Annotated in this window: 7 protein-coding genes; 6 read left to right on the forward strand and 1 reads right to left on the reverse strand. The window is 70.5% G+C overall.

Translation table 11 applies throughout. The features are described 5' to 3' along the window. Positions 1-92 precede the first annotated feature (92 nt). The 6 genes from FCI23_RS40420 (at position 93) to rifK (ending at position 9225) form a co-directional block, all read left to right on the forward strand. Entirely contained in the window at positions 93-3965 is a 3873-nt protein-coding gene (locus tag FCI23_RS40420; protein WP_246144542.1) for a type I polyketide synthase, read from the forward strand. A gap of 17 nt (positions 3966-3982) precedes the next feature. Next, positions 3983-4855 (forward strand): arylamine N-acetyltransferase, encoded by an 873-nt coding sequence (locus FCI23_RS40425; protein ID WP_136729124.1) that lies wholly within the window; start codon positions 3983-3985, stop codon positions 4853-4855. Positions 4856-4878: 23 nt separating this feature from the next. Next, positions 4879-5910, forward strand: coding sequence for a 3-dehydroquinate synthase family protein (locus FCI23_RS40430; protein ID WP_136729125.1), 1032 nt, complete (start codon positions 4879-4881; stop codon positions 5908-5910). Then, positions 5907-7154 carry a 3-deoxy-7-phosphoheptulonate synthase gene (locus FCI23_RS40435; protein ID WP_136729126.1) on the forward strand — a complete coding sequence of 416 codons (1248 nt, stop codon included), beginning with the start codon at positions 5907-5909 and terminating at the stop codon, positions 7152-7154. Before FCI23_RS40430 ends, FCI23_RS40435 begins: the two co-directional genes overlap by 4 nt. Before the next feature lie 2 nt (positions 7155-7156). Further along, the gene (locus FCI23_RS40440; protein ID WP_136729127.1) at positions 7157-7969 is read left to right on the forward strand and encodes a shikimate dehydrogenase family protein; all 813 of its coding nucleotides are present in this window, start codon (positions 7157-7159) and stop codon (positions 7967-7969) included. A 95-nt stretch (positions 7970-8064) separates the two neighbouring features. Beyond that, on the forward strand, positions 8065-9225 hold the full coding sequence (gene rifK / locus FCI23_RS40445) for a 3-amino-5-hydroxybenzoate synthase (protein WP_136729128.1): 1161 nt from the start codon (positions 8065-8067) through the stop codon (positions 9223-9225). Between the two features lie 27 nt (positions 9226-9252). On the opposite strand, the gene mhpA is transcribed toward rifK, so the two are convergent. Next, positions 9253-10794, reverse strand: coding sequence for a bifunctional 3-(3-hydroxy-phenyl)propionate/3-hydroxycinnamic acid hydroxylase MhpA (gene mhpA, locus FCI23_RS40450; protein WP_246144539.1), 1542 nt, complete (start codon positions 10792-10794; stop codon positions 9253-9255). Positions 10795-10977 lie beyond the last annotated feature (183 nt).

A 10977-nucleotide genomic window follows, 5' to 3' on the forward strand; every position in this document is an offset into this window, starting at 1 on the left:
AGTCCGCGTCGTCTGGTGACGCGAGTGTGGTGCCGTTGGTGGTTTCGGCGAAGAGCGCGGGGTCGTTGGCTGGTCAGGCTGGGCGGTTGGGCGTGTTCCTCGGTGAGGGGGATGCGTTGGCCGATGTGGCGGCGGCTTTGGTCGGGCAGCGCTCGTTGTGGTCCGAGCGTGCGGTCGTCATAGCCGATTCGCGTGATGAGGCGCTGGCTGGGCTCGGGGCGGTGGCGAGAGGCGAGGCCGCTTCCGGTGTGGTGTCGGGGCGTGCAGGCGCTGTCGGCAAGACGGTGTTGGTGTTTCCCGGTCAGGGTTCGCAGTGGGTGGGGATGGGGCGCGAGTTGCTTGACTCGTCGCCGGTTTTCGCGGCTCGGATTGCTGAGTGTGCGGCGGCGTTGGAGCCGTGGGTGGATTGGTCTTTGACTGATGTGTTGCGTGGTGGGGCGTTGGATCGGGTGGATGTGGTGCAGCCGGCGAGTTTCGCGGTGATGGTGGCGCTTGCTGCGGTGTGGGAGTCGCTTGAGGTGGTGGCGGATGCGGTGGTGGGGCATTCGCAGGGGGAGATCGCGGCGGCGTGTGTGGCGGGTGCGTTGTCGTTGGAGGATGCTGCACGGATTGTCGCGGTGCGCAGCCAGGTGATTGCGCGGGATTTGGCTGGTCGGGGTGGGATGGCGTCGGTGGCGTTGTCCGAGGCTGAGGCCCACGAGCGGGTCGGGCGGTGGTCGGGTCGGGTTGAGGTGGCTGCGGTGAACGGGCCATCGTCGGTGGTGTTGGCTGGTGATGCGGAGGCGTTGGATGAGGCGTTGAAGGTCTTGGAAGAGGAGGGTGTGCGGGTTCGGCGGGTGGCGGTGGACTACGCCTCGCACACGAGCCATGTGGTGTCGATTGAGGGTGCGCTGGGTGAGGCGTTCGCGGGTATTCGCAGTGCTGCTCCGCGGATTCCGTTCCTGTCCACGGTCACCGGTGAGTGGGTCGAGGATGCGGGGGTGCTCGATGGTGGGTACTGGTTCCGGAATCTGCGCCGGCAGGTGCGGTTCGCTCCGGCAATCGAGGCGCTGATCGCCCAGGGGCACAAGGTCTTCGTTGAGGCGAGTGCGCATCCGGTGTTGGTGCAGTCGATTTCGGAGATCGCCGATGACGCCATCGTGGTCACCGGGTCGCTGCGTCGGGACGAGGGCGGTCTGCGTCGTCTGCTGACCTCGGTGGCCGAGTTGTTCGTGCGTGGTGTGCCGGTGGATTGGACGGCGCTGCTGCCCGAGGGTGCCGGGGCCGCTGCGGTCGAGCTGCCGACGTACGCGTTCGACCACGAGCACTACTGGCTACCGGTGGCCCCGCCCGCCACGGACGCGGTGTCGCTGGGGCTCGCAGGGGTCGATCACCCGATGCTGGGCGCCGTAGTTGCTCTGCCGAACTCGGCCGGGTTCGTGTTCACGTCGCGCCTGTCGTTGCGTACGCATCCGTGGATCGGCGATCACGTCGTCGCCGGGGTGGTGATCGTTCCCGGGACCGGGCTGGTCGAGCTGGCGGTCCGCGCCGGTGACGAGGCCGGGTGTTCGGTGCTGGAAGAGCTGGTGATCGAGGCCCCGCTCGTCGTGCCGGAGCGGGGCGGGGTCCGGGTTCACGTCGTGGTCGGTGGCGCGACCGGTACCGACGGGTCGCGCTCGGTGGAGGTGTATTCCCAGCGGGAAGACGACCCCGATGAGGATGGGACTGTGTGGACCCGCCACGCCAGCGGCGTCGTCTCGATGGCGCCGGGCGCCACCGAGACGACACAGCGGTTTGATGCCGGGGAGGTGGTGTGGCCGCCGGCGGACGCCGAGCCGGTCGACATCGGCTCCGGATACGACGTGCTGGCGCGGGGCGGATACGGGTACGGACCGGTGTTCCGGTGCGTGCGTGCGGTGTGGCGGCGCGGCGACGACGTCTTCGCCGAGGTCGCCCTCCCGGCTGACGAGCCGGGTGCGGCATACGGCATCCACCCTGCGTTGTTGGACGCGGCGTTGCACTCGACGATGCTGGACACGGTCGCTGCCGCCGGCGTAGCGGGCGCGGACGGTCCTCCCGAAAACGGTGACGGCGAAGGAAGAGAAGGAAGCCTGGGCCTGCCGTTCGCGTGGAACGGGCTGCGGCTCTCTGCCGCTGGAGCGTCGGCGTTGCGGGTCCGGGTGCACCGGTTGCCGGGCGGCGACCTGTCGATGGAGGCGGTCGACGAATTCGGCGGACCCGTCGTCACGCTGGATTCGCTGGTGTCGCGCCCGGTTTCCGTGGGGGCTCTCGAGGTCGCGGCCAGCGTGGGCCGGACGACGAGGGCAGGGTCGTTGTACGGGGTGGAATGGGTCTCGTCCGAGCCGGGCCCGGTCAGTGCCGGCTTCGCGCCGGCATGGGTGCCAGTGGCCGACGCGGAGGCGGTGGCGACGTTGGCGGACGAGGTCGAGTCGGGCGCCGCCGGGCTTCCCGCGGCGGCGGTCGCCGACGCGGTCAGCCTCGACGAGCAGGACGCGGTCCTCGCGTTGACCAACCGGGTGTTGGAGATCGTGCAGTGCTGGCTCGACGGAACCGGCCTCGAGGATGCCCGGCTCGTCGTGGCGACCCGGGGCGCGGTACCCGCCGCCGGTGAGGCGACGGTGACTGACCCGGGTGCGGCCGCGGTGTGGGGCCTGGTTCGGGCCGCACAGGCGGAGAACCCGGACCGGATCGTCCTGCTGGATCTCGACGCGGACGCCGAGGTCGAGTCCGTACTGCCCGCGGTACTCGCCTCAGGCGAACCGGAGGTCGCGGTGCGCGGGTCGCGGCTGTTCGTGCCGCGGCTCGCCCGGGTCGCCGAGAGCCGCTCGGACGCGGTGTTCGGACCCGACGGGACGGTTCTGGTCTCGGGTGCAGGATCGCTGGGCGGGGTCGTCGCCCGGCATCTGGTCGTCGAGCACGGCGTGCGGCGGCTGGTGCTGGCCAGTCGGCGCGGGCCGGACGCCGCGGGCATGGCGGAGCTGGTCGAGGAGCTGACCGGGCTCGGCGCCGAGGCGTCCGCGGTCGCGTGCGATCTCTCCGACCGGGACGAGGTGGCCGCGCTGTTGGCCTCGATTCCAGCTGAGCACCGGCTGCGCGGCGTCGTCCACACCGCAGGTGTCTCGGACGCGGGAGTGATCGCGACCGTGACGCCGGAGCGGCTGGCGAGGCTCTTCGCGCCGAAGGTCGACGCGGTGCTCCACCTGGACGCGTTGACGCGCGACCTGGACCTGGACGCGTTCGTCGTCTACTCGTCGGTGTCGTCGGTGTTCATGGGCGCGGGCAGCGGCGGCTACGCGGCCGCGAACGCCTTCCTGGACGGTCTGATGGCTAGTCGCCGCGCCGCCGGCCTGCCCGGCCTTGCTCTGGCCTGGGGCCTGTGGGACCAGACGAGCGGCATGGCACAGGACCTCGACGATCTGACCAGGGCTCGGATGAACCGGCGCGGCGGGCTGCTGCCGATGAGTGTCGCCGAGGGCATGGAGCTGTTCCGGGCGGCCGTCGGGTCGGCGCGCTCGCTGCTGGTACCGGCGAAACTCGATCTGCGTGGCGTGCGGGCCGACGCCGCGGCCGGCGGCGTGGTGCCGCACATGCTCCGCGGCCTGGTACGGGTCGGGCGCCAGCTGGCGCGGTCGGCCACCGCCACGGCGGCAGGAGGCGACCGGCCGCTGGCGGAGCGGCTGGCCGGGCTGACCGGCGCCGAGCAGTCGGCGCTCCTGCTCGACCTGGTCCGCGCCCAGATCGCGGCCGTGCTCGGCTTCGGCACGTCCCACCACCTCGACGCCGACCAGGGGCTGTTCGAGATCGGATTCGATTCGTTGACCGCGATCGAGCTGCGCAACCGGCTCCGCACGATGACCGAGCGCAAGCTCTCGCCCGGACTCGTCTTCGACCATCCGACGCCGGCGATGCTCGCCGCGCACCTGCACACGCTGCTCGGCGGCGAGGCGACCCTGATCTCCATCTGAAAAAGAAGGGTTCTGACGTGTTCGACGTGACCGGCTATCTGGAACGGATCGGGTGCGGCGGGGAGACCTCCGTCGGCCTCGAGTCGTTGCGCAGGCTGCACAAGAACCACCTCATGTCGCTTCCGTACAACGGTGACATCCAGGATCTGCGCGACGGCATCAAGCTCGTCGACATCGACGAGGACGAGATGTTCGACACCTGTGTCGCGAGCGGCATGGGCGGCACGTGTTTCCACCTGGCCCGCATGTTCAACCGGCTGCTGCGCGAACTGGGATACGACGTCACGCTGATGGCGAGCTACACGGCGGAGGGCCGGGAGAACTTCGGCCTCGACGTCGAGCACATGTTCAACCTGGTGACGCTCGAGGGCCGGCAGTGGCTGGTCGACGTCGGCTACCCCGGCCCGTCCTTCCTCGAACCGCTGTCGGTCTCCGACAAGGTGCAGACGCAGTACGGGTGCCAATACCGACTGGTCGAGCACGAGGAGGGCTTCGCCCTGCAGCGCAGAGGCCGAGTGAGCCGCTGGAGCACCGTCTACACGTTTGTTATGAAGCCCAGGAAGTGGAGCGACTGGAGAGACCTGGAGATCCACCTCAACCGCGAGTTCGCCTCCTACTTCGAGCCAGGGGAGGCGCAGGAGTCGGAGGTGGACACGGCGTGCGCGATCTCGCGGGGCACGGACCGGCTGTTCGAGGAGATCGAGGCGGACATGAAGTCCCGCAACCGGCACGAGGTGCTGTGCGGCAGGACCTTCGAGAACGGCCAGGTGGTGCTGAAGGGCCGCAGGTATCTGACGGTCCGGGACGGGCGCGAGGAGGTGCGCACGATCACCGACGACGAGGAGCACGACAGGCTGATCTCCAGCATCCTCTCCGGGGACTTCCGGTGAACCCGGAGGGGTCTCGGGTTCCGGTGCGGCTCGAAGGCCGCTCCTACGACGTGCTGATCGGTCCCGGCGTCCGTCATGAGCTCGCCGGGGTCGTGCACGCGCTGGGGGCCCGGCGAGCCGCGGTGGTCTCGGCACGGCCGGCCGAGTGGGTGCCGGACGCGGGGGTCGAGACCCTGCTGCTGCCCGCCATGGACGGCGAACCGGACAAGACGCTCGCCACGGTCCAGGCGTTGTGCGGCGAGTTCGCGCGCTTCGGGCTCACCAGGTCGGACGTGGTCGTCTCCTGCGGCGGCGGGACGACCACCGACGTGGTAGGGCTGGCCGCGGCGCTCTACCACCGGGGGGTTCCGGTCGTGCACCTGCCGACGTCCCTGCTGGCGCAGGTGGACGCCGGCGTCGGTGGGAAGACCGGGGTGAACCTGGACGAGGGCAAGAACCTGGTCGGCACGTACTGGCAGCCCAGTGCAGTGCTCTGCGACACCGACTACCTCTCCACCCTGCCGGAGCGGGAGTTGCGCAACGGCCTGGGGGAGATCGCCCGCTGCCACTTCATCGGCGCGCCGGATCTGCGCGGCCTGTCGCTCGCCGAGCAGATCACCGCGAGCCTCACCCTCAAGGCGAGCGTGGTGTCCGCGGACGAACGCGACACCGGGCTGCGGCACATCCTGAACTACGGCCACACGCTCGGCCACGCGCTGGAGATCGCCACCGACTTCGCCCTCCGGCACGGCGAGGCGGTGGCGATCGGCACGGTCTTCGCCGGCCAGTTGGCGTACGCGCTCGGCCGGATCGATCGGGCGCGGGCGGAGGAACACCGAGAGGTCGTCGAGTACTACGGCCTGCCGAGCGCGCTGCCAGAAGGGGTCGGGGCCGACGTCCTGATCGTGTTGATGCGGCACGACAAGAAGGCCGTCGACGGGCTCTCCTTCGCGCTCGACGGGCCCGAGGGCGCCGAACTGGTGCCGAACGTGCCGCCCGAGGTCGTCGCGGTCGAGCTGGCGGCGATGCCGAGGGCGCGCATGGCCGAGCTCGTCCGGGATACGGCGGCGCCATGACGGGGTCTCGGCGTTGGCGCGGCACCTCGCTGGAGGCGGACCATTCGCTGGCCGGCGAGGTGGCGGCGGCACTGGCGAAACCGGCCGCGCAGCAACCTCTCTGGCCGGATCCGGTGAGGGCTGCCGAGGTCGTCGGGCTGCTGCACGGGGCCGAGCCGATCGTGACGCCGGAGGAGACGGCGCGGCTGTCCGGGCGGCTCGCTGCGGTCGCGCGCGGCGACGCGTTCCTTCTGCAGGGCGGCGACTGCGCCGAGACGTTCGCCGACAACACCGAGCCGCACCTGCGCGCGAATCTGCGGGTGCTGGGACGGATGGCCGCCGTGATCGCCGGAGAGTCCGGCCTGCCGGTGGTCACGATCGCCAGGATGGCGGGCCAGTACGCTAAACCGAGGTCGAAGCCCTTGGACGCGCTGGGGCTCCCCGCCTACCGGGGCGACATCGTCAACTCGCCCGAGTCGACCCTCGTGGCCAGGACTCCCGACCCGGACCGGATGCTGCGCGCGCACGCCCACGCCGCGGACGCGATGGCGGTGATCCGCAGGGCGGGGACGGCCGAGGAGATCTACGTCGGCCACGAGCTGCTGCTCCTCGACTACGAGCAGTCCGTGCTGTTCGTGGACGGATACGGGCCGCGGCGGCTGGCCAGCGGGCTGGCCCACTTCCTGTGGGTCGGGGAGCGCACCCGCCAGCTCGACGGCGCGCACATCGCGTTCGCACGGTTGCTGGCCAACCCGATCGGCCTCAAGATCGGCCCGACCGTCACCCCCGAGCAGGCCGTCGAATACGTGGAGCGCCTCGACCCGCACGGCACGCCGGGCCAGCTCACGCTGGTCAGCCGGATGGGGTACCAGCGGGTCCGGGAGGTGCTGCCGACGATCGTGGAGAAGGTCACCGCCTCCGGCCACGAGGTGATCTGGCAGTGCGATCCCGTGCATGGCAATACGCGTATCTCGGGCAACGGCCACAAGACCCGGCACGTCGCGCACATCGTCGACGAGCTGCGCGGCTTCTTCGAGGTGCACAGGCGGCTGGGCACCCATCCAGGCGGTATCCACGTCGAGGTGACCGGCGAGGACGTGACCGAGTGCCTCGGCGGCGCGGCCGGTATCACCGAGTCCGATCTCCCGGCCCGGTACCGGACGGCCTGCGATCCGCGGCTGAACGCGGATCAATCGATCGAACTCTCATTCACCGTGGCGGAACTCCTGCGCGGCTCGTGGAACAGGCGGTGGGGAAGGACATGACCATGCCAGCGGAGCTTCCCGGGGTCGCTATCAGCGGCAGCACCCGGCTGTTCGTCGTGCTGGGCGATCCGGTGACCCAGGTGCAGTCGCCGGGACTGCTCAACCCGCTGTTCGCCCGGCTGGGCCTGGACGCGGTGCTGGTTCCGGTGCACGCCCGGCCCGAGCAGCTGGAGCGGATCGTCAGGGGATTGCAGTGCATCGCCAACCTGGACGGCATCTTCATCACCGTCCCGCACAAGGTGGCGGTGTGCCGGTTCGCGGACCGGTGCAGCCCGATGGTGGACGTCACCGGGAGCGCCAACGTGCTCAGGCGCGAGGAAGACGGCACCTGGTACGCGGAGAACTTCGACGGCTCCGGCTTCGTCGTCGGGCTCGTCGACGCGGGGCACGATCCGGCGGGCCGGAACGTGTCGCTGGTGGGCGCGGGCGGCGCGGGCAGCGCCATCGCGGCCGCGCTGATCGCGGCGGGCGCCGAGCGGCTGACCGTGTGCGACCTCGATTCCGGAAAGCTGGACGGGTTGCGTGCGCGGCTGGAGGAGCGCTGGCCCGGCCGGACCGCGGTGTCCACCGAACCCGATCTCGCCGAGGCGCACATCGTGGTGAACGCGACGCCGCTCGGTCTGCGCGCCGACGATCCCCTGCCCTTCCCGCCGGAGCGGCTGCGCGAGGAGTGCGTCGTCGCCGACATCATCATGAAGCCGAGGGAGACCCGGCTGCTGCGCGAGGCCGCCGCACTCGGTCATCCGGTCCACCACGGAATCCACATGCTCGACGGGCAGATCGGCGCGTACCGCGAATTCCTCCGCCTCGGCTAGGGCGGCGGCGGGACGACTGTCAGGCCGGGGGATGCCCGGCTCAAGGGACACAGCCTATTTTTTCGTTAGCTTATCGGAAAAATCATGGGAGAGATATGAACGCGCGACAGGCACCGATATTCCCCGAATGGCCTCAATATGACGAGAATGAGAGGCAGGGCCTGATCCGCGCACTGGAGCAGGGCCAGTGGTGGCGGATGGGCGGAAGCGAGGTCGATTCCTTCGAGCGCGAGTTTGCCGCGCACCACGGCGCCGCGTATGCGCTCGCGGTCACCAACGGGACGCACGCGCTGGAACTCGCCCTCCAGTGCATGGGGGTGGGGCCGGGCACCGAGGTCATCGTGCCGGCCTTCACGTTCATCTCCTCCTCCCAGGCCGCGCAGCGGCTCGGCGCGGTCGCGGTTCCGGTGGACGTCGACGCGGAGACCTACAACATCGACGTGGCCGAGGTCGCCAAGGCGATCACGCCGCGCACCAAGGTGATCATGCCGGTGCACATGGCGGGGCTCTTCGCCGACATGGACGCGCTGGCCAAGCTCTCCGCCGAGTCCGGAGTGGCCGTCCTCCAGGACGCCGCGCACGCGCACGGAGCGCGCTGGCAGGGCAAGCGGGTCGGCGAGCTGGACACGGTCGCGGCGTTCAGCTTCCAGAACGGCAAGCTGATGACCGCCGGCGAGGGCGGCGCCGTACTGTTCCCGGACTCGGACATGTACGAGACCGCTTTCCTGCGGCACAGCTGCGGCCGGCCGAGGACGGACCGCCGCTACCGGCACCAGATCGCCGGATCCAACCTGAGGCTCAACGAGTTCTCCGCGTCGGTGCTGCGCGCCCAGCTGCGCAGGCTCGACGCGCAGACCGAGGTGCGCGACGCCCGCTGGGCCCTGCTGTACCGGCTGCTGCGCGAGATCACCGGCGTCGTTCCGCAGGGTACGGACGCGCGTGCCGACCGGAACCCGCACTACATGGCCATGTTCCGGGTGCCCGGCATCGGCGAGGAGAACCGTAACGCCCTCGTCGACCGGCTCGTCGCCGCGGGTGTGCCGGCGTTCGCCGGGTTCCGGGCGATCTACCGAACCGACGCCTTCTGGGAGCTGAGCGCGCCCGAGGAGTCCCCGGAGGCGATCGCGAAGCGCTGCCCGAACACCGAGGCGATCAGCCAGAACTGCGTCTGGCTGCACCACCGGGTGTTGCTGGCCGGTGAGCAGGAGATCCACACGACCGCCGACATCATCGCCGAGGCGCTCGCCGCCCGGTAGGACGTGCGCCGTGTGCCCCGGTATCGGTCAGCCGGCCGATTCCGGGGCACACAGCTGCTCGCGCAGGTCCTCGACCAGTGCTCTGAGATCCGTGCCGGCGCCGAAGACGTGGTGGTCGGGCCGTACGAGCAGCGCGCTCGCGCCGAAGCCGGCCAGGTAGGGCAGGTAGACGTCGTCGACATCGACGACGTCCTGCGGCGTCAGGCGGACCACGTGGGTGCCGAGGTCGGTGAGGAAGGCGCGCTGACGCTCGTCGAGCGCGAGGTACTGGTCGTCGTCGGTGAGCAGCAGGACGAAGCCCCGGCCGACGACGTCGTCGAACAAGCCGGTACGGCCCCCGCGGGTGACCCGGCCCTGCGGCACGACCGCGCCCGCGGCCGCCGAGGACCCGTGGCGCAGACCGGTGGTGAGCGGTTTCGCCGGTTCCGGCCGGCTCGGACCGCGGCCGCGGCGCCCGGCGAGCACGGTGGCGTCCCGCTCGGCCGCGGCCGCCGGGTCCGTCGCGCAGATCAGCCGTCCGAGTTGGACGGACGAGAGGATCGACTGTTCCGCCGCCGCCCGGCGTTCCTCGCCGTAGGTGTCCAGCAGCGCCTCGGGCGCTGCACCGCGCATGACCAGGTCCAGTTTCCAGGCCAGGTTCGTGGCGTCCCGGATCCCGGAGCACATGCCCTGCCCGGCGAACGGCGGCATGAGGTGGGCGGCGTCACCGGCGAGCAGGACGTGGCCGACCCGCCACCGGTCGGCCCAGCGTGCCTGGAAGATGTAGGTGGTGCTGCGCAACAGCTTCGCCGTCTCCGGGGTGGCGCCGAAAGGTTCGAGCAGCCGCCAGGCCGTCTCGTCCTTCGTGAGTTCCGCGGCGCTCTCCCCGGGCAGTCGCATGAACTCCCAGCGCCGGTGGCCGGGTCCGCTGCCCACCAGCGTGGTCGGCCGCGCCGGATCGCAGATCTGCACGTTGGTGGGAGTGAACTCGCGCGGCTCGCGCAGTTCGACGTCGCAGAGCAGCCACTCGTAGGCGAACCCGAGGTCGGTGACCGAGACGTCGATCTGTTCCCGCACGAAGCTGTTCGCGCCGTCGCATCCGACGACCCAGCGCGCGGAGATGGTGCGAGTCGCGTCCTCGCCCTCGACGCTCACCTCGACCCGGTCGGCGTGGTCGGCGATGCCCACGACCTCGTGGCCGCGCAGCACGGTGAGGTTCGCCAGCGTGGCCGCCCTGGCCGCGATCAGCTCTTCCAGCGCCGGCTGGTGCATGGTGTTCGCGTCCGGCCAGCCGTAGCGGCCGGTGGTGTCGAACGCGATGTCCAGCAGGGTCGCGCCCTCGGCCGTGCGCCACTGGTAGCCGTTGGCCGGCTCGGTGATCCGGCCGAGATCGTCGCCGATCCCGGTGGCGGCGAGCAGCCGCGCGGTCTCGCCGTCGAAACTCGTCGCTCTCGGCATCCGGTAGGGCCGCGCACGGCGTTCCAGCACCGTCACGCGCCGGCCGCGCTGCGCGAGCAACACCGACAGCGTCGCGCCGATCGGGCCGTTGCCGACGATGACGACGTCCGTGTCCGTTGGGTTCGATGTCAAGGGGGACCTCACCGCGGAACTCGTCGCCACGTCCAGGGATTCGCGTGACCTTATGGCGGCCATCCGGGCATGTCAAGGAGCGGAGATACTGTCAGCATGGGGAATGTCGGAACGCGCCCGCGGCCCTACCTTTTTGATGAAGTACAGCCAGAGGGAGATCATTCGTGGTGACGTCAGTACATT

Origin of the sequence: Actinacidiphila oryziradicis (genome assembly GCF_005047355.1) — a bacterium.
Taxonomy (GTDB): Bacteria; Actinomycetota; Actinomycetes; order Streptomycetales; family Streptomycetaceae; genus Actinacidiphila; species Actinacidiphila oryziradicis.

Bases quoted from the DNA above. Each gene is read 5' to 3' on its own strand.
- FCI23_RS40435 (WP_136729126.1), top strand. From the start codon at position 5,907: ATGACGGGGTCTCGGCGTTGGCGCGGCACCTCGCTGGAGGCGGACCAT.
- FCI23_RS40440 (WP_136729127.1), top strand. From the start codon at position 7,157: ATGCCAGCGGAGCTTCCCGGGGTCGCTATCAGCGGCAGCACCCGGCTG.
- rifK (WP_136729128.1), top strand. From the start codon at position 8,065: ATGAACGCGCGACAGGCACCGATATTCCCCGAATGGCCTCAATATGAC.